This is a genomic window from Vibrio hepatarius (assembly GCF_001274785.1).
Classification (GTDB): Bacteria; Pseudomonadota; Gammaproteobacteria; order Enterobacterales; family Vibrionaceae; genus Vibrio; species Vibrio hepatarius.
On the sequence record NZ_LHPI01000019.1, the window covers coordinates 294,313 to 320,302 of the forward strand.

21 protein-coding genes are annotated in these 25,990 nt (G+C 47.6%); 11 read left to right on the plus strand and 10 right to left on the minus strand.

The window, feature by feature from the left end; genetic code table 11:
• Positions 1–3: 3 nt before the first annotated feature.
• The 5 genes from AKJ31_RS18230 to AKJ31_RS18250 all read right to left on the minus strand — a co-directional run bounded on the left by AKJ31_RS18230 (position 4) and on the right by AKJ31_RS18250 (position 6,834).
• A complete protein-coding gene (locus AKJ31_RS18230) occupies positions 4–1,416 on the minus strand; it encodes a TolC family protein (protein ID WP_053410501.1) in 1,413 nt (470 codons plus the stop codon).
• 125 nt (positions 1,417–1,541) lie between these two features.
• Positions 1,542–3,068, minus strand: a complete 1,527-nt coding sequence (locus AKJ31_RS18235; RefSeq protein ID WP_053410502.1) for a tripartite tricarboxylate transporter permease — start codon at positions 3,066–3,068, stop codon at positions 1,542–1,544.
• Between the two features lie 18 nt (positions 3,069–3,086).
• Positions 3,087–3,605 (minus strand): tripartite tricarboxylate transporter TctB family protein, encoded by a 519-nt coding sequence (locus AKJ31_RS18240; protein WP_053410503.1) that lies wholly within the window; start codon positions 3,603–3,605, stop codon positions 3,087–3,089.
• A 210-nt stretch (positions 3,606–3,815) separates the two neighbouring features.
• Complete coding sequence (locus tag AKJ31_RS18245; protein ID WP_053410504.1) at positions 3,816–4,787, minus strand: tripartite tricarboxylate transporter substrate binding protein; 972 nt, start codon at positions 4,785–4,787, stop codon at positions 3,816–3,818.
• A gap of 265 nt (positions 4,788–5,052) precedes the next feature.
• Positions 5,053–6,834: a M28 family peptidase gene (locus tag AKJ31_RS18250; RefSeq protein ID WP_053410505.1), complete on the minus strand. Its 1,782-nt coding sequence runs from the start codon at positions 6,832–6,834 to the stop codon at positions 5,053–5,055.
• 461 nt (positions 6,835–7,295) lie between these two features.
• On the opposite strand from AKJ31_RS18250, the gene AKJ31_RS18255 reads away from it, so the two are divergent.
• From AKJ31_RS18255 to AKJ31_RS18290, 8 genes are all read left to right on the plus strand, one after another.
• On the plus strand, positions 7,296–8,000 hold the full coding sequence (locus AKJ31_RS18255; RefSeq protein WP_053410506.1) for a GntR family transcriptional regulator: 705 nt from the start codon (positions 7,296–7,298) through the stop codon (positions 7,998–8,000).
• 12 nt (positions 8,001–8,012) lie between these two features.
• A complete protein-coding gene (gene prpB, locus AKJ31_RS18260; protein WP_053410507.1) occupies positions 8,013–8,909 on the plus strand; it encodes a methylisocitrate lyase in 897 nt (298 codons plus the stop codon).
• Between the two features lie 116 nt (positions 8,910–9,025).
• Complete coding sequence (prpC, locus tag AKJ31_RS18265) at positions 9,026–10,153, plus strand: bifunctional 2-methylcitrate synthase/citrate synthase (RefSeq protein ID WP_053410508.1); 1,128 nt, start codon at positions 9,026–9,028, stop codon at positions 10,151–10,153.
• Between the two features lie 74 nt (positions 10,154–10,227).
• Entirely contained in the window at positions 10,228–12,813 is a 2,586-nt protein-coding gene (gene acnD, locus AKJ31_RS18270; RefSeq protein WP_053410509.1) for a Fe/S-dependent 2-methylisocitrate dehydratase AcnD, read from the plus strand.
• Between the two features lie 10 nt (positions 12,814–12,823).
• Positions 12,824–14,011 carry a 2-methylaconitate cis-trans isomerase PrpF gene (prpF, locus tag AKJ31_RS18275; protein WP_053410510.1) on the plus strand — a complete coding sequence of 396 codons (1,188 nt, stop codon included), beginning with the start codon at positions 12,824–12,826 and terminating at the stop codon, positions 14,009–14,011.
• 53 nt (positions 14,012–14,064) lie between these two features.
• Positions 14,065–15,942, plus strand: coding sequence for a propionyl-CoA synthetase (locus AKJ31_RS18280; protein WP_053410511.1), 1,878 nt, complete (start codon positions 14,065–14,067; stop codon positions 15,940–15,942).
• A gap of 119 nt (positions 15,943–16,061) precedes the next feature.
• On the plus strand, positions 16,062–16,547 hold the full coding sequence (locus AKJ31_RS18285; RefSeq protein WP_072161390.1) for a GNAT family N-acetyltransferase: 486 nt from the start codon (positions 16,062–16,064) through the stop codon (positions 16,545–16,547).
• Position 16,548: 1 nt separating this feature from the next.
• Positions 16,549–17,997: a bifunctional NUDIX hydrolase/phosphatase PAP2 family protein gene (locus AKJ31_RS18290; protein WP_053410513.1), complete on the plus strand. Its 1,449-nt coding sequence runs from the start codon at positions 16,549–16,551 to the stop codon at positions 17,995–17,997.
• Positions 17,998–18,025: 28 nt separating this feature from the next.
• On the opposite strand, the gene AKJ31_RS18295 is transcribed toward AKJ31_RS18290, so the two are convergent.
• Entirely contained in the window at positions 18,026–18,838 is an 813-nt protein-coding gene (locus AKJ31_RS18295; protein ID WP_053410514.1) for a Cof-type HAD-IIB family hydrolase, read from the minus strand.
• A gap of 173 nt (positions 18,839–19,011) precedes the next feature.
• On the opposite strand from AKJ31_RS18295, the gene queE reads away from it, so the two are divergent.
• Both queE and queC read left to right on the plus strand, forming a co-directional pair.
• Entirely contained in the window at positions 19,012–19,662 is a 651-nt protein-coding gene (gene queE / locus AKJ31_RS18300; RefSeq protein ID WP_053410515.1) for a 7-carboxy-7-deazaguanine synthase QueE, read from the plus strand.
• A gap of 11 nt (positions 19,663–19,673) precedes the next feature.
• The gene (gene queC / locus AKJ31_RS18305; protein ID WP_053410516.1) at positions 19,674–20,369 is read left to right on the plus strand and encodes a 7-cyano-7-deazaguanine synthase QueC; all 696 of its coding nucleotides are present in this window, start codon (positions 19,674–19,676) and stop codon (positions 20,367–20,369) included.
• On the opposite strand, the gene AKJ31_RS18310 is transcribed toward queC, so the two are convergent.
• The 4 genes from AKJ31_RS18310 to AKJ31_RS18325 all read right to left on the minus strand — a co-directional run bounded on the left by AKJ31_RS18310 (position 20,329) and on the right by AKJ31_RS18325 (position 24,813).
• The gene (locus AKJ31_RS18310) at positions 20,329–22,299 is read right to left on the minus strand and encodes a tetratricopeptide repeat-containing diguanylate cyclase (protein ID WP_053410517.1); all 1,971 of its coding nucleotides are present in this window, start codon (positions 22,297–22,299) and stop codon (positions 20,329–20,331) included. The genes queC and AKJ31_RS18310 overlap by 41 nt on opposite strands.
• A gap of 148 nt (positions 22,300–22,447) precedes the next feature.
• On the minus strand, positions 22,448–22,801 hold the full coding sequence (locus tag AKJ31_RS18315; RefSeq protein WP_053410518.1) for a DUF2750 domain-containing protein: 354 nt from the start codon (positions 22,799–22,801) through the stop codon (positions 22,448–22,450).
• A gap of 90 nt (positions 22,802–22,891) precedes the next feature.
• Positions 22,892–23,506 carry an OmpA family protein gene (locus AKJ31_RS18320; protein WP_053410519.1) on the minus strand — a complete coding sequence of 205 codons (615 nt, stop codon included), beginning with the start codon at positions 23,504–23,506 and terminating at the stop codon, positions 22,892–22,894.
• 2 nt (positions 23,507–23,508) lie between these two features.
• Positions 23,509–24,813, minus strand: a complete 1,305-nt coding sequence (locus AKJ31_RS18325; RefSeq protein ID WP_053410520.1) for a TolC family outer membrane protein — start codon at positions 24,811–24,813, stop codon at positions 23,509–23,511.
• 415 nt (positions 24,814–25,228) lie between these two features.
• Between AKJ31_RS18325 and AKJ31_RS18330 the strand changes: the two genes are divergently transcribed.
• On the plus strand, positions 25,229–25,990 hold a 762-nt coding region (locus AKJ31_RS18330; RefSeq protein ID WP_169780643.1), incomplete at its 3' end, for an Ig-like domain-containing protein.

Genomic DNA, 25,990 nt, shown 5'->3' on the forward strand with positions numbered 1-25,990 from the left:
TCCTTATTTGCTCGAAATCGTGATTGCGTTGTGTTGATACTGGCTAAAGGCGTCCATTTCGCTGGAAAGCGCCAGCAATTTGGATAAAGAAATTAAGTAGTTAAAGCTCGCCGCTGCTTTTTGTGTTTGAACACGCGCGACGTACAATTGGGCGTCAACAACGTCCGTTGAAGTCGATAGCCCCTGAGAAAAGGCTTTTTGGCGCAACTTGAGGTTTTCTTCTGCGAGCAAAATCGAAGACTCAAGCCCCTGAACTTCTTCTTGTGCTTGTTGAGCTTCTAGGTAGTTTTTTTGCACCAGTACACTTAGATCTTGCTTAGCTTGCGCTTTTAAGTACTTCACTTGCGAGACCGCGCTGTGTGCCGCGCGTACTTGATCGGTTCGACCGCTCGACTCAATAAGCGGAATATTCACGCCAACGCCAACTAACCAGTCTGGTTTCATCTGGCTGGCAAGTGAGTCATCTTCGTAAAGGCTATAATCACCGTAAAGGTACACTTCTGGATAGTATTTGCCTTTCTCCGCTTTGATAAGGCTGGTGGCTTGCTGCTCTTTGGCGTCCAACAAGTCTAGGCCCGGATAAGTATCGAGCGTTCGTTGAGTAAACACGTCTAAAGGTGGTAAAGACGTGTTGATAAACAAAGAATCCGCTGGCTCAACTGTTGAGCTTTGGTTGAGGATCTGAGTCAGCGCTGCAGTGGCGATCTCCAAACTTTTCTCTGCTTTTTTGCGTTCGATGATCGCTTGATCAAGAGCCGAATCGGCTTGCAGGCGTTCTACGCGAGCGATTTGTCCTTGTTGCTCTAACTTGACGGCATCATCGCGGTGTTTGGTGAGTCCTTGCTCGACCAATTTACGGGTTTGAACCACTTCTTGGGCAAGCAGGACGGAAAAGTAGTATTTACTAAGATCTTCAAAGCGCGCTTGTGTTTCCATCGCCAGCTCGCTTTGCGCTTGGGCCTTTTTGCCTTCAGCGGCAGACTGCGCGGCATTGATTCGACCACCAGTAAACAGAGGCCAGATAGCGCGAATGGATGAGCTGAAAATGTCGCGTTCAGTGATGGTTGAAGTCGTCGCGGCTGCGCCAGCCAACAGTTGTGAAATCCCCGGAATTGGCACAGCACTTAAATCAGGAAGAGTGCCGCCCGTACTATCAAAAAGCTGTTTGCCAGAGACAGTAATGTCTTCATCTAGGCGAGTGTAGTTTGCGCCGATAGTAATCGATGGAAGATTGAGATTGTCGGTGGCGTTTTGCAAGTGCTGATAACGCTCGACATTGGAACGCTGCGCGGCGAGTGAGTTGTTTTCTTGCTGCAAAACTTGCCAAGCTTGTTCGAAACTTATCGCCGCTCCTTGGGTTAGCGGGGCGTACATTCCTAAGCAACCGATCAGCAAAGCAATAGGGCGCATCGACATGAGGATGTTCTCTAACTGTTAAAAATTAGAGTATATGCTCTATGGGTGAGACGGGCAATAATGCGATGGTATAACAAGCAATAAAAAAGGGAGCAAATGCTCCCTTTTGGTCGTAATAGCAGAACTTATTGTTCCACTTTCGCCGGGGTAGGTTTTAGCTTTTGGAACAGCTTGACCAAAATTGGACTTGCCAGAACCAGAACCGCCAGTACTGTGAATACCAGTGTGATTGGACGTTCCCACAGGAAGCTCAGTTCGCCATCGCTGATCATCAGTGCGCGGCGCAGGTTTTCTTCCATCAAGCCACCTAAGATAAAGCCAAGTAGCAAAGGAGCAAGTGGGAAGTTAGCCAGTCTGAGCGCAATCGCCGCCATCGCAATCAACAGCATGATAAATACGTCCATGGTGTTGAAGGAAACCAAGTACACACCCGTGATTGAGAAGAACAGAATCATCGGTAGAAGTACGGTTCTTGGCACTGCCAATAAGCGCGAAATGTACGGAATCAATGGCAGGTTAAGGATCACCAGTACAATGTTACCGAAGTACATTGAGATGATGACTGACCAGAAGACATCTGGGTGCTCAACAAACAAACGTGGGCCTGGCTGAATACCGTAAGCGATCAATGCACCAAGCATGATTGCTGTCGTACCTGAACCCGGAATACCAAGTGTCAGTAGCGGTACAAATGAACCACTTGACGCGGCGTTGTTTGCTGATTCAGGTGCAACCAGACCACGGATGCTGCCTTTACCAAATTCTTCTTTTTTATCTTTTGGTGCAAGGTTTCGTTCCATACCGTAGCTTAAGAAGGCAGCAATCGTTGCGCCCGCGCCCGGTAGAACACCAGTGAAGAAACCAAGGATCGAAGAGCGAATCGAGACTGGCGCGACTTCTTTGATCTCTTCTTTGGTTACCTTCATGCTGCCAATGTTGCTCATCTTGCTTTGCTCTTCTGAGCTGGTGTCTTTCTCTGGTTTTAGAATACCCATTAAGGTTTCACCCAGAGCAAACGTTGCCATCGCAAGTAGCAAGAAGCTAAAGCCATCCATCAAATCAGTTAGGCCAAAGGTGAAGCGTTCAACACCGACGCCTTTATCGATACCCACCGTTGATAGCATCAAACCAAGAATGGTCATCATCCAAGCTTTGATTACTTGGCCTGGGCCCGCGAAAGCCGCGACGGCAGAAAGACCAAGCAACATCAGCGCGAAGTAGTCTGAAGACTGGAAGCTCAGCGATACGCTTGCCAATGCAGGCGCTGCAACCAGCAGCATGATTGCTGATAGCGTACCACCAGTAAACGATGAGTAAGCCGCAAGCGCGAGCGCTTTACCTGCTTGGCCTTTTTGCGCCATTGGGTAGCCGTCAAACGCGGTCACTACTGTTGAAGAACAGCCCGGAGCGTTAATTAGGATTGACGATGTAGAGCCGCCAAATACTGCGCCGTAGTAAACACCCGCCATTAGGATCAGACCAGAAGAAGGGTCTAACCCGTAAGTGATTGGGATCATCAGTGCGATCGCTGAAATAGGGCCAAGACCCGGAAGCATACCGATGAAGGTACCCACGAAACAACCAACGATCACCATCATGATGTTCATTGGCATTACTGCGGTCGAAAGACCTTGTAAGATTCCATCTAACATTTTGTTTTCCCTATCTTATTACGACCACATAGTGAAAATAACGCCCGGTTCAAGATAGATATCCAGTACCTGAGTCAGTAACAGGTAGAAACCAAGGACGAATGGGAATGAAGCGCCGAACAAAATGCCTTTGCGTCTTTCGCCAAGTAAGTAAAAGCCTGCAAGCAAAAAGAAGCCAGTCGCCAGGACGAAGCCAAGGTAAGTTAAACCGACACCGTACAGCGCCATCAGTACTAAGAAGCTAATCAGCAGTTTCCAATCAAATTCAACGACTGCGCCGCTTTTCTTGTCTGGTTGACCCATGACTAGCAACAGCAACGAAAGTCCAATACCCGCGAAAGTGAGTAGCATTGGTAGAGTGCGAGCGGTAAACGGTTCGTACTCATCACCAGGAAAAAGGGGGATCAGCGTGGTTTGGTAGCCGTAGCACAGGCACACGATCAGGAATATCATCGCGCCCACACGATCACGGCAAAGGAGATTTTCTTTAGTGAAGAAATTTCCTTGGTTGAAAGAGTTCGTTGGCAAGTCCGACATATCCAACTCCATTTGCTAATAAGGGAAGAAAAGGCCGCGTGCGAGGATTAATGAGCATGTTTCATTAATAAGGTCTGCCGATTTGCTGCTAGTCAAATAGGTGGACGTGTTTATATAAAGCCATAAACAAGGAGATTGTGTTTATCTCGTACGCGGCGAAAAGGTCAGGGCAGGCATTAGTCAATACCAAGACTGCCCTTGTTTACTGAGTTACTTCAGGAAACCAAGCTCGCGCATTAGGTCGCCCATCTGTTTCTCTTGGTCTTCTAGGAACGCGTAGAAGTCTTTATCCGCTTTGTAGTTGTCGATCCAGCCGTTGCGGTCACGTACAACTTGCCACTCATCTGTCTTGTACATCTTAGTCAGAGCGGCATTCCACTCATCGATTTTCGCTTGGCTTGCACCCGGAGCGGCGAAGAAACCACGCCAGTTAGCAAACACGGTTTCGTTACCGTATTCAGTTAGCGTAGGGATGTTTGGTGCTGCTTCCAGACGTTTAGGAGCCGTGACTGCCAGCACTTTTACTTGACCAGATTTAGACATTTCTAGTACTTCGCCTAAACCGGTTGAAAGCAGTTGAGTTTCGCCAGACAGTAGTGCCGCCATTGCTTTACCGCCTGCATCGTATGCGATGTAGCGAACTTTCTTAGCGTCAAAGCCTTCGCCTTTAAACGCCGCTGCAACGACTAGGTGGTCCATACTACCGCGAGCCGAACCGCCCGCGATTTTAACTTTGCGAGGGTTCTCTTCGAAATCTTTAACCACGTCTTCCCAAGTGTTGTACTTAGAGTCAGCAGAAGCCACGATCGCACCGTAGTCAGCAATGGTTGCTGCAACAGGTGTTAAATCACGGAATGATTGAGGGAAAATACCAGTTAGTGAGCGAACAACGATTGGTGTTGAGTTCACCATTAGAGTGTCTTCTTGACGCTCAGCGGTTTCGATTAGGTGTGCGATAGCTTTACCGCCGCCGCCACCAGATAGGTTTTGGAATGATACATTGTCAACAATGTCAGATTTAACCAGTACGTCACCAGTACCGCGCGCAGTCATATCCCAGCCGCCACCTGCACCGCCAGGGATTAAAAAGTGGATTTTTTCGAGGTCTGCTGCAAGAGCACCGAAAGAAAAGGTCGCGGCGATGATAGACGCGGCTAGGGTAGGTTTGAGTACCTTGATCATGATTCACGTTCCTTATGTAAACGCACGTTCCTCTTTGGGAACCTGCTTATTGTTATGAATTATCTACTAGCAAGTGAAGGGTTCTTGTTAATAGATAGAGTCAAGGTTAATAGAGTGTTAAATCTGTGTCTGCAATGCGTTGATAAAAACAATATTGGGCATTAAGTGAGTTTTGTTCATAAAGTTCACGGAGGGTAAGAGCGCAGAAAACGCAATAAAAAAGCCGCACTCTAAGGTGCGGCTGGAATAAGGAATGGTGTCGCGGTTATTCGCGGTCTTGGTCAAAATCACCGTGGAAGTGATCGTGATCAGAAACGCTGTCAGCCGCTTTCAGCTTCTCGCCGATACGCAGTTTATCAACTGGCTCGACGTTGACGCTCAATGAACGTGCCATCGCTTTAGGTTCAGCTTGTTGCTCTGGGAAGATTGGCTGACTAAATGCGTAGAACGTCGTTACGTAAGCAAGTGACTGGGTGTTAACATACAGCGCTTTCTGGCTGATGTTGTTTAAGTCGTCACACGCTTTGTGGTAACAAACGTCGTAAGCAACGCCAGTATCGCCGCCGAACAGATCCGCTTCTTCCGCTGATTTCGCTTTCTCTGCACCCGTAAACAAACCACCAAACGCTACGCCCCAATCGGCGAATCCTGCGTAGTCAGAACGTTTTGAAAGTGCTTGAGGTACAGTCGCTTCTTTCTTCTTGTTGAAGAAATCATTGAACTTAGACTCAATGTGAGACGTGCCGTATGGTGGTTGGAAGTCACCTGTGTACGCGTTGTCTGGGCTGTCTTTTGTATCAGACAAGTCGCCATCCATAACGCCGAAGATGTAGTTTGGCGAACCAATCATATCGAAATTCAGGTATAGCTTAACTTTGTTTAGCTCGTTGTAACGTGCTTCAACCAGTTCTTGTTGCTCTGGAGTAAACTGACTTGGGTCTTCTAATTCAAACTGAGCTAAAATCTCTTGCTCTGCCTGAGTGTAGAGTGGGCCAAACAGTTCAGTCGTGTAGTACTCTGAACCTACCAGACCAGCTTCTTCCGCTGCCCACCAGGCGAAACGGACTTTGTTTTTCACTGGTGCGTTTAGATCTGCCAAAGTGACCGCGTATTCTAGTAGGCCAGCGGTACCTGAGCCATTATCGTTGATGCCCGGACCTTCAGGAACAGAGTCTAAGTGTGCACCAAGCATGACGATCTGGTTAGCATCGCCGCCTTTGGTTTCAGCGATGATGTTTTGAGTCACGACCATTTCATCTTGAACATTGATATTTAAGATGACGTTAACATCGCCAGTTTGGCTGGCATCGTACCACTGTTTACCGAGGTCAAAACGCGCGCCAAACGCCGGAATCGTTGCTCCGCTGTCACTGCCGAGTGTGCCGTTGACTACGTCAGTACGACCTTCGTCATTACCTTGGTTAAATACGATAACACCTTGTGCGCCTGCTCCCTGAGCGTTGACGACTTTGTCGTTAAAACTACAGCCACCGCGCTGAATAACCGCTACTTTGCCAGTGACGTCTAGGCCGTCAAAGTCTGAGGCTTCACAACCATCAGTACTGTCGTAGTCAGGGGCATCAAAGCGGAAATCAGGAGTAATGAATACCGCTGGTGCATTGACTTCACCGCTTCCTGAGTAGGACATCGCAGCAAAATCCGCTTGTTCACCTTCAGCCGCGTTACGAACGCTGACCAACTCCACACCAGCCACATTGAGTGAGGTACCAGCCAGTTCTTCCCACGCGCGGAAGTCAAACTCTTGAGTTCGCACATCGTAGTTGTGCTCTCGCATCGTCTCAACGATGTACTCAACTGAATATTGGTAGCCATCTGTCCCTGCAGCACGAGTAACCGAAGCGCCGTCCGACGTTGCGGATGCGCGTCCTTCTAGTTCTACAAGGTGTTCAACCACTGCCTTGCGGTCGATTTTATTACTGACGTGTTTCGCCGCTTTTTCAGGATCATCCCAATAACATCCAGATAGTAGGGTGGCACTGATAACGCTAGCGAGGATTGTTTTTGTAGTTGTAATGCTTACTTGCATGTGTGACTCCTTGTATTAAATAAGCCACCCCATGGTTGCTGAAATGCAAGGTTAATAAAATGTTAATTAGAGTAAAATTTCTAGATTAGGAATCCATATCAACGAAGTTTCATCTGTTAGCTTTGTAATTTACATCTTGATTCGGCAGGCAATCACATAATCAACGTTTCTAGTAACACATTAATAAATAAAGAAATTATGTGAAGTTATGTCCAAATTTGTTCTTTAATTTGGCAGGCGCCTGAGTTTCTACTACACGTTTTTAAGCGTGTATGCTGGCGACGGAATGACTCAATGCAACGGAGCAAATTGCGATAGCGCCTCCGTTATACTCAATTTTTCTCATACCTTAGTCTAAATTGTCGACACTTTGCTTGATTGTCGACACTTTAATGGTCTATTTTAAGTGTTAGAGATTGGATTGTAGACACTTTGAGTGTTGTGAAACGAGTGATTTGTATATGAACGTTGAAGTTAAAACTCGTCTTAAAGCGGTAAACAGCGAAAAAGAAAACACCAAATCAGAGACGCTAACAGAGTCTTTGGTTGAAGCGATTGTGAATGGTGAAATTGCGCCGGGGAGTAAGATCTCCGAGCCAGAGCTGGCAAAGCGTTATCAAGTTAGCCGTGGGCCGCTGCGTGAAGCGATTATGCGCCTAGAAGGCCTAAGTCTTATTGAGCGAATCCCGCATGTCGGTGCTCGCGTGATTACATTCTCACCAGAAAAACTGATCGAACTTTACGCGGTTCGAGAAGCACTTGAAGGCATGGCGGCAAGACTAGCAGCGCGCCACATCACTGAAGAAGAGCTGGTTGGTCTAAAACACTTATTGTCGACACATTCAAATCATATCGAAGAAGTCGAAGGTTCGTCTTACTTTCATCAGCACGGTGATTTTGACTTTCACTACCGCATTATCAAAGCCAGTCGCAACAGCAAGCTGATTTCACTGCTGTGCAACGAGCTTTACCACTTATTACGCATGTATCGTTACCAATCGCCACGCTCTCAATCGAGACCAAAAGAAGCGTTAAACGAGCATAAATTTATTCTACAAGCGATTGAGAACCGAGATGAGGAGCTGGCAGAAATGCTGATGCGACGCCATATTTCGGGCAGTCGCAGTTTGATAGAGCAACAAATACTGATTGCCGAAAATGACTAGAAGGAAAGTGTCATGAGTTTATCTCCGGGGGCGAAATTCAGACTCGCCATTGAGCAAAATGATCCGCTGCAAATTGTCGGTACGGTTAACCCATACTGCGCCATGATGGCGAAGAACTTAGGTCACCAAGCGATTTACCTATCAGGTGGCGGCATTGCGAACGCGTCTTACGGTTTGCCTGATCTGGGTATCACCACATTGAACGATGTGCTGGTTGATGTTGACCGCATTACCAACGCGTGTGATTTGCCTTTGCTGGTGGATATCGACACTGGCTTTGGTGGCGCTTTCAACATTGCCCGCACGATCAAATCGATGGAAAAAGCAGGCGCAGCGGCGGTTCACATGGAAGACCAAGTGGCGCAGAAACGTTGTGGTCACCGCCCGAACAAAGCGATTGTCAGCCAGCAAGAGATGGTTGACCGAGTGAAAGCGGCAGTGGATGCCCGTAACGATGAAAGCTTCGTGATTATGGCGCGGACTGACGCGTTGGCCGTTGAAGGCATCGATAGCGCAATTGAACGCGCGATTGCGTGTGTCGAAGCGGGTGCAGACATGATCTTCCCAGAAGCGATGACCAAGCTTGATCAATACGACCAGTTCTCTACTGCGCTGCAACAGGCAACTGGTAAGCATGTGCCAATTCTAGCCAACATTACTGAGTTTGGTGCTACGCCGCTTTACGGCTGTGAAGAACTGGCAAAAGCGAAAGTTGATATGGTGCTTTACCCATTGAGCGCGTTCCGTGCGATGAACAAAGCCGCAGAAATGGTTTACAAGCATCTGCTTGAAGTTGGCAATCAGGAAGCGGTTGTCGAGTCTATGCAAACACGCAAAGAGCTTTACGCACACCTGAATTACCACGAATACGAAGACAAACTTGACCAGCTATTCTCAGAAGGAAAATAGCGGGGATAGAGACGGAAGCCCAAGAAAAATCGGAATCATTAAATCCAATAACGTGAAATTTGTCTGGTCAATAAAAGCTCCATAAAGAGAGCAGTCAGACTGAAAAGGAGTTCGAAATGCCTACCAAAGAATTAGGTGGCGCAGGTCTACGCGGCCAAAGCGCTGGAAGCACCGCTTTATGTACTGTCGGCAAAACGGGAACGGGCCTGACTTATCGTGGCTACGATATTACAGACCTTGCAAACAATGCTCAGTTTGAAGAAGTTGCGCACTTATTGCTGCGCGGTCATCTGCCAAATCAACAAGAGTTGGATTCGTACAAAACTCGACTTGTTGGCCTGCGCGGCCTGCCAGCAGAACTGAAACAAGCGCTAGAGCTTATTCCAGCATCTGCTCACCCAATGGATGTGATGCGCACCGGCTGTTCTGTGCTTGGTAACCTAGAGCAAGAGATGGATTTCTCTGAGCAGCTTGATGCCACGGAGCGCATGTTAGCGCTTTTCCCGGCGATCATCTGTTACTGGTACCGTTTCAGCCACGATGGCGTACGTATCGATACCGAAGACCAATCCGAAGATTGCATCGGTGGTTACTTCCTAAAAATGCTGACCGACAAAGCGCCGAGTGAACTGCATAAGAAAGTGATGCACTGCTCATTGATTCTGTACGCTGAGCACGAGTTCAACGCTTCTACCTTTGCCGCGAGGGTATGTGCGTCAACTCTATCTGATATTCACTCTTGCATTACCGGTGCTATCGGTACGCTACGTGGTCCTCTGCACGGTGGTGCGAACGAAGCGGCGATGGAAATGATCGAGAATTGGATGACGCCAGACGAAGCAGAAGCAAACATCATGCAGATGCTGGCAAACAAAGACAAGATCATGGGCTTTGGCCACGCTATCTATCGAGAAAGTGACCCGCGTAACGCATTGATCAAGCGTTGGTCGAAAGAGCTGTCTGAAGCGGTAGGCGATACCCATCTATACGCGGTCTCTGAACGTGTTGAAGCGGTAATGAAGCGCGAGAAAGGCTTGTTCTGTAACGCCGATTTCTTCCATGCGTCTGCTTATCACTTCATGGACATTCCGACGAAATTGTTCACGCCAATCTTTGTGATGAGCCGTTTAACGGGTTGGGCTGCGCACGTTTATGAGCAACGCGCGAACAACCGCATTATTCGTCCGAGCGCGGACTACGTTGGTCCGGAGCACCAAGATTGGGTTCCAATCGAAAAACGATAGGCAAATGCCACATGCTGACGACCTCACCTTAGAGGTCGTCAGAGCCGCTGTATATTGTGAGTGGAAGCAAAAACATGACTATAAATACCCAATACCGCAAATCGCTTCCGGGAACCCATCTTGATTATTTTGATGCCCGAGAAGCTGTCGAAGAAATTTCACCGGGTGCTTACGACAAGCTCCCGTACACCTCTAAAGTGCTGGCTGAGCAGTTAGTACGTCGCTGCGAGCCATCAACCCTAACGGATTCGCTCAAGCAAATTATTGAACGCAAGCGAGACCTCGATTTCCCTTGGTATCCTGCGCGCGTCGTGTGCCATGACATTCTTGGTCAGACTGCGCTGGTGGACCTCGCTGGTCTGCGTGATGCGATTGCCGAGCAAGGTGGCGATCCTGCTAAAGTGAACCCTGTGGTAGAGACTCAGCTGATTGTTGACCACTCGTTAGCGGTTGAGCATGCAGGTTTTGACCCAGATGCGTTTGAGAAAAACCGCGCGATTGAAGAGCGCCGTAACGAAGACCGCTTCCATTTTATCGAGTGGTGTAAAACTGCGTTTGAAAACGTCAGCGTGATTCCAGCGGGTAACGGCATCATGCACCAGATTAACTTGGAGAAAATGTCTCCAGTAGTGCAAGCAAAACAAGGCATCGCTTACCCAGATACCTGTGTGGGCACAGACAGCCACACGCCACACGTTGACGCGCTCGGTGTCATTGCCATTGGCGTGGGTGGTTTGGAAGCCGAAACCGTGATGCTAGGTCGTCCATCGATGATGCGCCTGCCAGATATTGTCGGCGTGAAATTAACCGGTAAACGCCAGCCTAGTATTACTGCAACGGATATCGTCCTAGCGATTACCGAGTTCTTGCGTAATGAGCGTGTGGTGTCGTCGTACCTTGAGTTCTTTGGTGAAGGCGCGAAAGACCTAACCATTGGTGACCGAGCGACTATCTCCAACATGACACCAGAATATGGCGCAACCGCTGGGATGTTCTACATTGACGAGCAGACCATCAATTACCTGAAACTGACCGGTCGTGAAGAGCAGCAAGTTGACTTGGTAGAGAAGTACGCCAAGCAAACTGGCCTATGGGCAGACGACATGGTCGAAGCGCAATACGAGCGCGTACTTGAATTTGATTTATCGACTGTGACGCGCAATATGGCGGGCCCTTCGAATCCGCACCGCCGTTTACCTACCTCAGAACTGGCGGCGCGTGGCATTTCTGGTCAGTTCGAAGAGAAAGAAGGCGAATTGCCAGATGGCGCGGTCATCATTGCGGCGATTACGTCATGTACCAACACCAGTAACCCACGTAACGTTGTTGCGGCTGGTTTGGTGGCGAAGAAAGCGAACGAGCTAGGTCTTGTACGTAAACCGTGGGTGAAATCGTCATTTGCGCCGGGTTCAAAAGTCGCTAAGTTGTACCTTGAAGAAGCGGGTCTACTTCCTGAGCTTGAGAAGCTTGGTTTCGGCATTGTCGCTTATGCGTGTACCACCTGTAACGGCATGAGCGGTGCGTTGGATCCAAAGATCCAGCAAGAGATCATTGACCGCGACCTTTACGCGACGGCTGTATTGTCGGGTAACCGTAACTTTGACGGTCGAATCCACCCGTACGCGAAACAAGCATTCCTTGCGTCGCCGCCATTGGTGGTGGCTTATGCTCTTGCGGGGACTATTCGCTTTGATATCGAGCGTGACGCGTTGGGTAAAGACGCGCAAGGCAATCCAATTTATCTCAATGATTTGTGGCCGACTGACGAAGAGATCGATGAAGTGGTCGGTAAGCACGTTAAACCTGAGCAGTTTAACCAAATCTACATTCAAATGTTCAAATTGGACGATGCTGAGCGTAACAGCAATCCGCTTTATGATTGGCGTCCAATGAGTACTTATATTCGCCGTCCGCCATACTGGGAAGGGGCCCTGGCGGACGAGCGAACCTTATCTGGCATGCGTCCATTAGCAGTCTTGGGTGACAACATCACCACCGACCACTTATCGCCTTCGAATGCGATTATGGCGAGCAGTGCTGCGGGTGAATACCTAGCGAAAATGGGAGTGCCGGAAGAGGACTTTAACTCTTATGCGACGCACCGAGGTGACCACCTAACTGCGCAGCGTGCCACCTTTGCTAACCCGAAACTGTTTAACGAAATGGTCAAGGAAAACGGCGAAGTCGTGCAGGGTTCTTATGCTCGTATTGAGCCAGAAGGCAAAGTGACACGTATGTGGGAAGCGATTGAAACCTACATGAACCGCAAGCAACCGTTGATTGTGGTCGCGGGTGCAGACTACGGCCAAGGTTCATCACGTGACTGGGCAGCAAAAGGCGTGCGTTTGGCTGGGGTAGAAGCAATCGTTGCCGAAGGTTTTGAACGTATTCATCGTACTAACTTGGTCGGTATGGGCGTATTGCCGCTGCAGTTCAAAGACGGTGTAAACCGTAAAACGCTTGAGCTCGATGGCACCGAAACCTACGACGTTGCCGGTGATATTCAACCAGGTACGGATTTGGCGCTCGTCATCACCCGTGCAAATGGCGAGAAAGTCGATGTGCCAGTGACTTGTCGACTCGATACCGCTGATGAAGTACTCGTCTACAATGCTGGCGGTGTTCTACAGCGCTTTGCTCAAGACTTCTTGGCGCAATAGGAGAGTGGCAATGAATCAAGCAACTCAAAGCCAGATCAAAGTGCCCGCTACCTATATGCGTGGCGGCACGAGCAAGGGTGTCTTCTTTAGCTTACAAGACTTACCGACAGAAGCTCAGGTTGCCGGAGAAGCGCGTGACAAACTGCTGATGCGCGTTATCGGCAGCCCCGACCCATACGGCAAGCAGATTGACGGAATGGGCGCGGCGACATCGAGCACCAGTAAAACGGTGATTGTGTCGAAAAGTACCCAGCCGGATCATGACGTCGATTACCTGTTTGGCCAAGTGTCGATTGATAAACCGTTTGTCGATTGGAGTGGTAACTGCGGTAACTTGTCGGCGGCGATTGGTCCGTTTGCGATTCACGCTGGCTTAATTCCGGCGGAGCGCATTCCACAAAACGGCATTGTCACGGTCAAAGTGTGGCAAGCGAACATCAGTAAAACGATTCTGGTCCATGTGCCTATTGTGAACGGCTTTGTGCAGGAAACCGGCGATTTTGAGCTCGATGGCGTTACCTTTCCAGCCGCGGAAATTCAGGTCGATTTTATGGACCCAGCAGACGGTGACGGAAGTATGTTCCCAACCGGCAATCTGGTGGATGACCTTGAAGTGCCGGGAGTGGGAACGTTCAATGCAACACTGATTAACGCAGGCATCCCAACCATTTTTATTGATGCAGAAGCGATTGGTTATCAAGGTACTGAGCTGCAAGACGACATCAATAATGATGAGCAAGCTTTGGCGAAGTTCGAAACCATCCGTGCTTACGGCGCATTGAAAATGGGCTTGATTGAACGTTTGGAAGAAGCCGAAACGCGTCAACATACACCGAAAGTGGCGTTTGTTGCTAAACCGAAAAGCTATCTGTCATCGAGCGGTAAATCTGTTGAGCAAGGCGAGGTCGATATTCTGGTTCGAGCACTCTCAATGGGTAAACTGCACCACGCGATGATGGGTACCGCTGCAGTCGCGATTGCCTCTGCGGCCTGTGTACCAGGCACATTAGTTAACTTAGCCGCTGGTGGCGGTGATAAAGAATCGGTCACCTTTGGTCATCCGTCAGGGACGTTAAAAGTCGGAGCCAAAGCCAATAATACCAATAACGGTTGGGTGGTTGAAAAAGCCATTATGAGTCGAAGCGCTCGTATCTTGATGGAGGGCTTTGTGCGTGTTCCCTCCGATGTCTTTGAATAGAACATTTCGTAAGCTGCATCTATGCAATGTCGAGACATACTGGAGGAAGCAATATGTCTGCATATCAAAAAGAATATCAATGGGCACAGAATGAACCTGAGTCATTCTGGAAAGCTCAAGCTGAAAACATCGATTGGTTTGAAGCTCCAAAAACCATTCTGAAAACGGACGAGAATGGTATCGAGCGCTGGTTCCCTGATGGCGTGCTGAACACCTCTTGGTTGGCACTCGATTATCATTGTGAACAGGGGCGTGGCGACAAAAAGGCGCTGATCTATGACTCGCCAGTGACCGAGACAAAACGCACTTATACCTATTATGAGATGCGAGACCAAGTTGCCAAAATCGCAGGTATGTTGGCAGCGCAAGGCGTGACCAAAGGCGACCGTGTGGTTATTTACATGCCGATGATCCCAGAAGCGGCAATGGCAATGTTTGCCTGTGCACGCTTAGGTGCGATTCACTCGGTTGTATTTGGTGGCTTTGCGCCAAACGAGCTGGCGGTGCGCATCGAGGACGCTGAGCCAAAAGTGATCATGACCGCGTCATGTGGTGTAGAAGTCAACAAGGTCATCCCATACAAGCCAATGGTTGATAAAGCGATTATGGATAGCCGCTGGAAACCAGAAAGCGTGTTTGTTCTGCAGCGTCCTGAATGTGAAGCGGAACTTGGCCAAGAGCGCGATATCGATTGGCAACAAGCGTATGACAACGCATTGCCGCACGCGTGCGTTCCTGTGTTGGCGACGGATCCGCTCTATATCTTGTATACCTCTGGCACTACCGGTAAGCCAAAAGGCGTGGTTCGTGATAACGGTGGTCACGCAGTCGCAATGAAGTACTCGATGCACACTATCTATAACATGCCGCAAGATGGCGTGTTCTGGGCGGCGTCTGATGTCGGCTGGGTAGTTGGTCACTCCTACATTGTCTACGCGCCGCTTATTCACGGTTGTACAACAATTCTGTATGAAGGCAAACCTGTGAGAACGCCGGATCCCGGTGCATTCTGGCGCGTTTGTGAAGAGTACTCCGTGGATGTCCTTTTCTCGGCGCCAACAGCGTTCCGCGCCATCAAGAAAGAAGATCCAGAAGGTGAGTTTCTTAAAAAATACGACTTGTCTAAACTCAAAACCATTTTTATGGCTGGTGAACGCTTAGATCCACCAACGTTGGAATGGGTACAAAGCAAAGCGAACAAACCCGTGATTGACCACTGGTGGCAAACCGAAACAGGTTGGGCAATCTCAGGTAACCCAGTGGGCGTTGAGTTAATGCCAGTTAAGGCCGGGTCATCGACCAAACCGATTCCTGGGTACCAAGTGGAAATCTTGAACGAGTTGGGTGAATCGGTAGGGCCGAATCAACAAGGTTTTGTCGCGTTGAAGCGTCCGCTACCACCAAGCTGTTTGCCGACGGTTTGGCGCAACCATGACCGTTTCGAGTCGGGCTATTTGAGTCAATTCCCGGGTTATTACGTTTCTGGTGACGGTGGTTACTTGGATGAAGACGGGTATCTGTTCATCATGGGTCGTATTGATGACGTGATTAATGTCGCAGGTCACCGTTTGTCGACAGGGGAAATGGAAGAGATCGTTGGCGGACATCCAGCAATTGCCGAGTGCGCTGTCGTAGGTATTCACGATGATTTGAAAGGTCAACTACCGCTCGGTTTCGTTGTGTTGAAAGACGGCGTGAAGGTTGATGCACTCGAATTAGAAGGTGAGCTAGTTGGAAAAGTACGTCAAGAAATCGGTGCTGTGGCGTGTTTTAAGCATGCACTTGTGGTTGAACGCTTGCCTAAGACGCGATCCGGAAAAATCCTACGTAGAACCATTCGTCAGATAGCCGATGGCGAGCAATACACCGTCCCATCTACGATTGACGACCCATCTAGCTTAGATGAAATTCAGAAAGTTCTGAACTCTTAGTCTCTTAAGTTGGAATATACGCCGATAAGCCTCCAAAGCTGGAGGCTTTTTTGTTGATCATTACTTGTGAAACCATCACACTGTCACTTAATTTTCCTTAAAAAAATACCCCTATAGCCATGCAACGCCCGCTGACGATAAGATCCGCAAACGACCGTGACTTGGAACAGTTGAACCAGTTGATGTTCCAGCTCCACGATGAGCATCATAAACAGTGCCCTGATTACTTTAAGACCGCAGAAGAAATTGAGCAGGAGAAGAGTATTGCTCGTTATCTCGATAACCCAGAGTGTTTAGTGTTTGTCGCCTGTGAGCAAGATAAGATTTGCGGGTTTATTAGCGGACATTTCTGCGAACTGATTTCTACGGTCAGCAAACCGATTCAAATGGGCAGTATTGACGAGTTGTATGTGCTCCCAGATTACAGACAATCGGGTATCGCTCAGCAGTTGTGTGCTCAGATTGAGCAACGTTTTGAAGAATACGGCGTGGTAGAAGTGTTTGTTGAAGTGTGGGAGTTTAATCAGCCTGCTAACCAATTTTATCAGCGATTTGGATTTGAGAAGCATATTAACTGGTTAAGAAAGCCCGTGGTTAAAAAATAAAATGAATCCATACCTAAATTTATTCCGTCAGTTGATTCTTGTCTTAATGAGTTTCGTTGCGACCAGTGCTTATGCTCAGACAGAACAGGAAGCGATTAAAGGCGGCGTGTGCGTCGTTCGTGTCGACGACAAAGTGGTACTCGTACACGAAATACTCACTAAGAAGCTCGCATTGCCCGGCGGTAGGGTTGAGCGAGGGGAAGACCCAGCAATCACCGCGCAGCGTGAAACGTGGGAAGAAACCGGTTTGGTGGTGAGCGTTAAGCGCGAACTCGGTCGATATGATGACGCGATTTTTTACGATTGTGTGTCCGACTCTCATATTGTCTCTTTCCAGTTCAACAATGTTTACGATGGCTTAGAGTTACCGGTTTGGTTTGCGCCGCATTATGGGGTGGAAGTCTCCTCGGCTATGTTGGTTAATCCGAGCAGTATTCCTGTGGAGGAGTACCGATTCCCAGAGCAGATTGATTGGCTCAAACAGATGCGAAATGAAGCAAGCAACCAGCCGATCACTTATGTGGGAAATCTTGTTGAAGCCGCCCCTAAATTCAATCAGGTTGAACTGGATTGGATGATTTGGCTACAAAGCACGATCCATGAGTTGCCCGATTCGTTAAGAACGTTGAGTCGCTGGTTTATCATGGGCGGTAATTTACTGGCCGAGCCTTTACTGCTCATTATACTGTTGCCACTTGCTTACATGCGCTATGGCCGTGCAAGTGCATTCAAAATCTTTTTTGCCGCGACTGTCACTGCATTGATGAGTTTGGCGGCTCAACAAGGATTTGCGTTCCCACGCCCTCACGTTTATTTGCCAGCGGTCGAATTGGTTCAAACCTACGGGTACAGTTTTCCAAGTGTGCCAACCGCAATATGGTTAGCGGTGGGACTATTAGTATTGAAGAAAGAGCGCAGGTTGTCTGGGCATAGCTATACATTGCTGTTTACAGCATTGTTCTTGTGGTTGGGTTTAGCCAAGTTTTACACGGGTTCGGCGTTTTTGGTTGATGTTATCAGCGGTGCTTTGCTCGGATCACTTTGTGCGTGGCACATTACTCGCTTAGAAAACAACCCTGCGTTTAAATCATTGCATCTGTTCTCATCCAAACAAGTGTGGCTGGCTTTGCTGGCATTTTGTGGTGTGATGGTACTGCTTTGGCCGAGCGCCATTTTGGGGAGCTGGTTTACTGCGATTGCGTCTGTAGCGGTGGTATTGTATTTGACCAGCGACGAAGAAAAGTGGGTTTCGCCGAGTAACATGCTACTCCTCATCATGGCGATTTTTGCTGCGAATGTTGCGCTGTCGGGCGCAGCATCGCTTGTTTCCCACAGCTCTATCTTAAGTTTTTCGCTTGAGATGTTGCGTTATCCATTGTTGATTACCTTGTTTGTGATGGGATTCCGCAAGGTCAGTCAAGTAAGCAGAACCAGTAATCATTGCGTGTAGAAAAATGGAGGCCAAGGCCTCCATTTTCTTATTCAGCTTCAAGCACAAACTTTTCAATCGCTTTTGCAACACCATCGTCATTGTTGCTGTCAGTAATATAGTCGGCGAGTGCTTTGGTTTCTTCCATCGCGTTGGCCATCGCAATACCTAAACCTGCGTACTCCAACATATGGTGATCGTTTTCTGCATCGCCCATGCAGATCACTTCACTTGCTGCGATGCCTAAGTATTCAGCAATAGATTGGATGCCGATCCCTTTGTTGCTGTCTAAGCTCAGGAATTCAAGGAAGAACGGTGCGCTCTGTACGATAGTGAACTCGTCTTTAAACGCTTGAGGGATTTTCGTAATCTGAGCAGTCAATTTCTCTGGTTCACCGACAATCATCACTTTAATGATCTTGTCATCATCACTGATTGAGTCAAAGTTCATTTCAGTGGTTGGGATTTGGTTGATGTCAGACTCAATACGCGTGTACTCGTTGTTTTCTGGCGTGATAAGACCATGCTCAGTACTAAAAGCGTGGCAGTACAAGCCTAGTTCTTTCGCCAGATGCGCTACGCGTTTGGTTTGAAGACCAGTGATGGTCGCTTGGTGAATGACTTTATTACTACCAAGCTCTTTGACCACCGAACCGTTGAAAGAAACGACAAATTCGTTTTCTCCGGTGATCGACAACTCGTCTAATTTGGGTTGGATTCCTTCAAGAGGGCGACCTGACGCTAAAACGACCTTAACGCCTTTGTCGCGAGCAGCGCGAATCGCTTGCTTGGTTCTTTCACTGATGCGCTTGTCGCTGGTCAGCAAAGTGCCGTCCATATCCAGTGCGATTAACTTGTACATAACTTACCTAAATCACTTAATTAAAAAGCAAACAAAAAAGCAGCATAAAGGGTCGTAGCACAATGATCAATTTATGAATTAGTTGACCTTCTTTAGCCACTCCTTTATCGTCACGACCCTGTGAAATTTTGACGACGAGTCAGGCTGAGAGTAAGTTGTATAAAGTTAACGAAATGTTCGAAACCATCCAAGGGGAAGGGGTGTTCACTGGTGTTCCTTCTGTGTTTGTTCGGCTGCAACAATGTCCGGTTGGCTGCGCGTGGTGCGATACTAAGCAAACTTGGGAAGCTCTTGCGGACGACGAGCGTAACTTTGGTGAGATCATCCTCAAGACTGAAGACTCACCGACTTGGTGTAGTGCATCGGCTGAAGCGATCGTTAACGAATACCAAAAGCAAGCGTACACTGCGAAACACATTGTGATTACCGGTGGTGAACCTTGTATTTATGACTTAACTCCACTGACAAGCGCCTTTGAAGCGATTGGCTGCCAGTGCCAGATTGAGACCAGTGGAACATCAGAAGTGTTGGCGACGGAATCTACTTGGGTGACAGTGTCACCAAAAGTGGCAATGAAAGGCAAGCTGCCTGTGTTGGACTCTGCGCTACAACGCGCCAATGAGATCAAACACCCTGTGGCGACAGAGAAAGACATCGACCAGTTGGACGAGTTATTGTCTCGCGCAGAGGTGTCGTCCCAAACGACGATCGCTCTTCAGCCTATCAGCCAAAAGCCGCGCGCAACCCAACTGTGTATTGATGTCTGTGTGAAACGAAACTGGCGTCTATCAATCCAGACACACAAGTACCTCAGCATCGCATAAAGGAACCTATCATGAGAAAAGCCGTCGTTGTATTTAGTGGTGGTCAGGATTCAACTACCTGCCTTGTTAAAGCGTTAAAAGAGTTTGATGAAGTCCACGCGATTACATTTGATTATGGTCAGCGTCACAAGCTAGAGATCGAAGTCGCACAAAGCTTAGCAAAAGAGCTAGGTGTCACCGCACATAAAGTGATGGATGTTGGTCTGTTGAATGAGTTGGCGATCAGCTCATTAACGCGCGATGATATTCCGGTCTCTCACGAGCTTCAGGAAAATGGTTTACCGAACTCTTTTGTGCCTGGTCGTAATATTCTATTCCTGACGCTTGCGGGTATTTACGCGTACCAAATCGGTGCACAAACGGTGATTACAGGCGTATGCGAAACAGACTTCTCTGGTTATCCAGATTGCCGCGATGCGTTTGTAAAAGCGATGAATAATGCGTTAGTGCAGGGGATGGATCGTGAATTGGTCATCGACACTCCGCTAATGTGGCTGAATAAGGCGGAAACTTGGGCACTTGCAGACCAAAACGACGCGCTGCAACTGGTACGTGAAAAAACGCTGACCTGTTACAACGGCATCATTGGTGATGGCTGTGGTGATTGCCCGTCTTGTGAGCTGCGTAAAGTTGGCTTAAACGATTATCTCGCTGATCGTGAGGCTGTTATGGCTGAACTGACGCGTAAGCAGTCGTTGGCAAAATAATCGGTTCGTTGAACGCATCAATTGTGCTGTTCTTACCGTTCATTTTCACTTGATAGAGCGCTTGATCCAAAATCGAGTAGAGCTCATCAAAATCGGCTAATGACTTTGGCGTTGAAAGATATGAGAAGCTTGCAGTAATACTGAGCTTCTCATGGTTCTCCGCTTCAAATGTCAGACTGCCAATCGTTCTGTGTAGATTCTCTACACGCTCTTTGACGTCGAGTTCATCGATGTTCTTCAATACGATGACAAATTCTTCTCCGCCGAGTCGACCAAATATATCGTCTTGCGAGCTGTGTGCTTTGACGATTTCTGCCAAATGTGTCAGTGCCAAGTCACCAGTAGGGTGACCATAGGTATCATTGATACGTTTGAAATCATCTAGGTCGAGCAAGATGACCACATAGTGTAAGTTTGGCGCGTCTGTCCTGGGAAGTTTGCGGATATTGCGAATCGCTGCGGCTCTATTCCATGCACCCGTTAAGAGGTCTTTTTCCGCGTAGCTCATCGCTTTGCGTTTAAAGTAAAACGAGCCATACAGCACCAGCACAAGAACCACGATGACGAAGTAGAGAAACTCTTTAAACGCGACCAAACGATTGATCTCTTCACTTTGCTGCTGGTTCTTTTCAATCAGTTGGGTTCGCTGAAGTTGCTCTGTGTAGTTTTGTCGTTCGTTGTCGAGAGCCAAATACGCCGACTGGTTCTGTTTATTGCGCTTATCCAACTCACTGTCAAAGTACTCTTGGTAGTAACGTAACGCCTTTTGAAACTGGCCACGTTGCTCTGCGATATCAGCGAGGCGCTGTAGTGCCATGCCTCGCAGCGGCGCACTATGGATAACTTCTGCTAGTCTACTTGCGTTGTTAGCGAAGTCCTCAGCGAGAATAAAATTGTTCTGTAGTTGATGAGATTTGGCCAGTGTCAGGTACACCTCGCCGCGGATATGGTCATTCTTTTGCTCAGAGGCCTTTTCAAGCGCATCCAGTAAATAACGGTTTCCGACACCAAAGTTCCCTAGTTCAATATTGGCTCTACCCAGCCCCAGATAGGCGTATGTCAGACCATAGGTATAGCCAAAAGGATGCAGAATGTCTTCAGTCCTTTTAAAGTGGTAAATCGCGCCTTGATAGTCTTTGTCGCTGAGTAGGATTTCGCCCATACTGTGATGGGATTGGGCGAGTTCTAATTGCGATGCGCCGTTATCACGAAGTTTTATCGCAATGTTCAGGTACTCTTTTGCTAATTCAATGTTGCCTATGTTTTTCAGCAGTAGACCCGCATCGTTGTACACGCCAGATGGGTCTGCGTAGGCAGGGATTGTTGCGAGGTAGTCTTGGTAGGCGATAAGTGCGCTGTGGTAGTCGCCACTGTACTCAAAGTTGTTGGCAATTACTCTTAATGCTTTGTAACGAGGCAGAATGCTGAAGTCATGTGATTTCACGTGATCGTTCAGTGAAGAGCAATACAGCCTTGCTTGTAGAAATTGACCTTGACGGTTAAGAAGCCGACATAGCTGATACTCGAATAACACCTGGCCTTCAACCTGTTGAGAGATCATCGCACTTTTCAGTAGGGATAAATAAGCGGTTTTCGCAGCGTCATAGTTAAGCGCTTCTTCTTGGTTTAGCGCTTTGATAAAGGTCTGCTCTATCTCAGAGTATTCAGAGTGGTAAGTGAACTTATTCCCATAGTAAGGCTGACCGCGTAGGGTCATAAAGGCGTGAATCTTTGAGCTGATGTAAAGTTTTTCGATACCTGGAGGCAGCACATTGTAACGGTCTTGAAGCATGGCTAGCGCTTTTTGATCGCTTTGAGCGAGGATCTCATGGTAGGTTTCTTTCCAACTGCTTAAGTCGTCTTGAGCGTGGAGAAAGAATGGCACTGTCGACAATGCTATTAGAGCTAACCGAGTATATAGACGTTTCATAGTGTGATGTTAATTCAGTTTGTCTACATTCTAGAGAGAAGTGTGTAATGCGCAACAAGTAGGAGATTGGAGATGAGGAAATTGAGAGCTGGGTTGTGTTGAACACTAAAAATAAGAAGAGCGCTCGGGGTGAGCGCTCTGAATCAAGTTAGTCTAGGTACATCTTTGCTAGATCACTAGGTTCAACTTCTTTACCTTCAAGCTGAGCATTCCAGTTTGTGCCCACTAAGACGCCGTCTTCAGAAAGAGTCAGTAACCAGTCTTCCACAAAGATATCTAACGGAATTTCTAGCACTTCAAAATCAGCCCATTCTTCAACGTTATGAGCTTGTGCATCTTCTTTAGCAGACCAAAAAGGCATAACTTCGCTGTTTTCGAATTCAGTCGAATCGCATGATAGCCATCCTTCTTCGTTGCGAAGGCCCCAAACTAGGCTGTTTTTCTTCGTTTCAGCAACGAACAGGTCTAAGTTTGCTTGAATGTCTGAAGTTAATTTACTCATTACACTTGTCTCTTGATTAGTATCGCCACTAGAGTAGCACTGATGAAGGCAAAGCAAAATAAAAAGGGGCTTAATCGCCCCTTTAAGTCATTATAAATTTGGTATTTTGGTGAAGATTGTCCACTCTTCCTTAACATGGCCTTTGTAGCCGACCACGGTAGCGACAACTTTTCGGTTGCTGGCATGCGTGGACTCGTCATCTACAATGCCTTCGACATTGGTGTCACCATAACCAACAATAGTTACGCGTCTTGGTTCAATGCCATAATTCAGCAACTGTCTTTCAACCGCTTCTGCTCTGCGTTTTGATAGCGCCATATTGTAGTCAGCACGACCAACTTTACTTGCGTATCCGCGTAGTTCAATCGATGTCGACGGGTACGCCTTTAGGAAGCGCGACATCTCTTGGATCTGCTTCATAAATACAGAGTGAATTTGGCTAGAATCATTGGCGAACAAAATGTGCAGATTCATCTTGTCAGATGACTTGACGTAAGTCCCGCAACCGTCATTGTCGACTTCTGCACCTAATGGTGTGTCTGGGCATAAATCACGCGCGTTTATCACGCCGTCATCATCTTGGTCTTCTAGGTCAGCGATCTGCTCTGGAACTGGCGTTGCAACATAGTCGTATTCATCTTCGGCAAACGAAGGAGAGCAAGCAACAATCGCACCTAATAACAATGAGAAAGATAACTTATTCATAATTAATACTCTACAGCCTCATTCCAAGCTTCTGGTGTGTCTACGCGTAGTGCGTCTAACAGTCCGCCCGTTGCGTTTAGTACACGGTATTTCGCGTATTGCTCAGCGTATTTTGCGTCTAGGTAGCCTTTACGCGCCTCAAACAACTCGTTTTCTGTGTTCAAAAGGTCAAGTAAGGTACGTTTTCCTAATTTGTATTGCTTGTTGTATGCAATCACCGTTGATGACGCGGCATCGACATGCTCCGCCAAGAACTCCTTTTGTTGTAAGGTGAGATCGAGAGCGCTCCAGGAAAGACGCAAACCTTCTTCCAACGTACGGAACGTGCGGTCACGTAGATCTTTCGCTTTGTTTAGCTGGTAAACCATGCTCTCTGAACGATCAGCATCGGAACCACCGTTGTAAAGGTTGTATCGCATTCGAAGCATCGCCGAAAATTCGTCACTACTACCTTCAATACCGCCAGAATCTTCACGCCAAGTTTGGTTCGCTTCAAATGAGAAAGTTGGCAGGTTAGTCCCTTTGCTTTGCTTGTACTGGAAACGTGCAGAATCCACATCACTTTGCGCGACTTTAATCACTGGGTGATTGTCGAAAGCGCGTTTAAGTGCATCGTCAATGTTGGCTGGAATCGCGTTCTTATCTGCGCGAGGGAAGACTAAGTCCTGCGGCGCTTGGCCAACAAGGCGCATAAACTGGGTTTGCGAATCATAAAGGTTGTTTTGAGCCGCTAGAAGGTTGCCGTTTGCTTTCGCTAAACGCGCTTCAACTTGAGTAAGGTCAGCGGTAGAGCCGATGCCTGATTCAACCCGCTTTTTAATATCTCGGTGGATGTTCTTGTGAACGGAAAGGTTCGCTTCAGACAGCGCAAGCACTTCGCTGGCTTTCACCACATCCAAGTAAATTTTCGACACTTCCAAAGCGATGTCTTGGGCGTCTGACAATAACTGTAAACGTACCGATTCAGCTTCCGCCGCAGTACGGTCCATATCGTTGAGTGTTGAAGAACCGTCCCAAATCAGCTGAGTCAGAGACAGCGTCGCTTCTTTTCGGGTCAACGAATTGTCTATACCTGAAGCTAAATCGACATTCTCGTAACCAATGCCCGCGTCTAAGTCAATTTTTGGTAAGTAAGCACCAGAAGAAGCCTGTGAGCTATAAACTTTACTCTTAAATTCGTTGTAAGACGCTTTAATGCTTGGGTTGTGGGTAATGCTATGTGCGACAGCTTGTTCTAGTGTCTGACTATAGGCTGGAAAACTAAGTGTGATAGCACAGCTTAAAGCTTTCAACTTGTTCCAATTCACTCAAAACTCTCCTAAGCGATATATTTATGAGGTGGATAATACGCAATTCTTCGTCTCATTTCTGAGGCATTATCATTGTTGGTGTCAATAAAATAACACCGTTTGAATAATAACACTAACGGATTTAAATAAATTGTGCTTATGACATTTGGTCACAAAATAATACAGGATGCATGAGTGTAAAAATTGTGACCTAGTACTATCTTATTAATTACTGGAGGTATTGAGCTGTCTTATACACCAACTTTTACATAATTAGTTCAAAAAGTTGAGATCTAAAGGTGTTGATGAGCTAAATAACAGTTTTGAGTAACTATTAATAATGTTATTTTATAAGGTAACTGAATATATAAGTTGCCAAAAAATTGTCGCACGCTGTATTGCGAATTAGTTGTTAAGGGTTAGAGGCAGAATTATGGGTATTGGTACATATGTAGCGCTAGTTAATCTAGCTAGTAGACAAAAAGTTGTAGTGGATGCAAATGGTCTAGTACGAGTGTTGCTTGAAGGTGAACAACCTAAACCGGGTGAAGTTGTCTTACAGCAACCAAGTGACGATGCATCTATAGAAGCTGAACTAGTCCAAGATGATGGCCAGTCTCAAGACCTAACCGCAGAACTTGAAGATATCTTCGCGGCACTGGAAGAAGGTGCTGACCCAACGCAGCTAGGTGAAGATTTTGCTACTGCCGCTGGTGGTCAGTTGAGTTCAAGCTCAACTCAGCTTGGAACCATTGAACGTAATTCTGCAGAAGTCGTCGTATCCACTGAGTTCTCGACACAAGGCTTTGCAAACTTAGGTCTGTCAGAAACACAAAGTCTATCTCTACTCGAACAATACCAACTGCTAAGAGAAGGTTCTGCAGCAGTTGAAGTCAACTCAAGCCCAGTCGGTCAAGATCTCGCGCTAACGACATTAGAAGATGAAGAACTCGACGGCCGAATCGTTGCAACCGACGACGATGGCGACTCTCTAACCTATACAGCAGGTGAAACTCCAACCAACGGCTCAGTTGTAGTTAACGAAGACGGCACTTGGACATACACACCAGACCCAGATTTTAACGGCGAAGACTCTTTCACCGTGATCGTCTCCGACGGCAAAGGCGGCACAGACGAAATCACAGTTAACGTAGGCGTAACTGCGGTGAATGACGCGCCGACGGTAGCGCTGTCG

Bases quoted from the DNA above. Each gene is read 5' to 3' on its own strand.
- AKJ31_RS18230 (WP_053410501.1), bottom strand. From the start codon at position 1,416: ATGTCGATGCGCCCTATTGCTTTGCTGATCGGTTGCTTAGGAATGTAC.
- AKJ31_RS18235 (WP_053410502.1), bottom strand. From the start codon at position 3,068: ATGTTAGATGGAATCTTACAAGGTCTTTCGACCGCAGTAATGCCAATG.
- AKJ31_RS18240 (WP_053410503.1), bottom strand. From the start codon at position 3,605: ATGTCGGACTTGCCAACGAACTCTTTCAACCAAGGAAATTTCTTCACT.
- AKJ31_RS18245 (WP_053410504.1), bottom strand. From the start codon at position 4,787: ATGATCAAGGTACTCAAACCTACCCTAGCCGCGTCTATCATCGCCGCG.
- AKJ31_RS18250 (WP_053410505.1), bottom strand. From the start codon at position 6,834: ATGCAAGTAAGCATTACAACTACAAAAACAATCCTCGCTAGCGTTATC.
- AKJ31_RS18255 (WP_053410506.1), top strand. From the start codon at position 7,296: ATGAACGTTGAAGTTAAAACTCGTCTTAAAGCGGTAAACAGCGAAAAA.
- prpB (WP_053410507.1), top strand. From the start codon at position 8,013: ATGAGTTTATCTCCGGGGGCGAAATTCAGACTCGCCATTGAGCAAAAT.
- prpC (WP_053410508.1), top strand. From the start codon at position 9,026: ATGCCTACCAAAGAATTAGGTGGCGCAGGTCTACGCGGCCAAAGCGCT.
- acnD (WP_053410509.1), top strand. From the start codon at position 10,228: ATGACTATAAATACCCAATACCGCAAATCGCTTCCGGGAACCCATCTT.
- prpF (WP_053410510.1), top strand. From the start codon at position 12,824: ATGAATCAAGCAACTCAAAGCCAGATCAAAGTGCCCGCTACCTATATG.
- AKJ31_RS18280 (WP_053410511.1), top strand. From the start codon at position 14,065: ATGTCTGCATATCAAAAAGAATATCAATGGGCACAGAATGAACCTGAG.
- AKJ31_RS18285 (WP_072161390.1), top strand. From the start codon at position 16,062: ATGCAACGCCCGCTGACGATAAGATCCGCAAACGACCGTGACTTGGAA.
- AKJ31_RS18290 (WP_053410513.1), top strand. From the start codon at position 16,549: ATGAATCCATACCTAAATTTATTCCGTCAGTTGATTCTTGTCTTAATG.
- AKJ31_RS18295 (WP_053410514.1), bottom strand. From the start codon at position 18,838: ATGTACAAGTTAATCGCACTGGATATGGACGGCACTTTGCTGACCAGC.
- queE (WP_053410515.1), top strand. From the start codon at position 19,012: ATGTTCGAAACCATCCAAGGGGAAGGGGTGTTCACTGGTGTTCCTTCT.
- queC (WP_053410516.1), top strand. From the start codon at position 19,674: ATGAGAAAAGCCGTCGTTGTATTTAGTGGTGGTCAGGATTCAACTACC.
- AKJ31_RS18310 (WP_053410517.1), bottom strand. From the start codon at position 22,299: ATGAAACGTCTATATACTCGGTTAGCTCTAATAGCATTGTCGACAGTG.
- AKJ31_RS18315 (WP_053410518.1), bottom strand. From the start codon at position 22,801: ATGAGTAAATTAACTTCAGACATTCAAGCAAACTTAGACCTGTTCGTT.
- AKJ31_RS18320 (WP_053410519.1), bottom strand. From the start codon at position 23,506: ATGAATAAGTTATCTTTCTCATTGTTATTAGGTGCGATTGTTGCTTGC.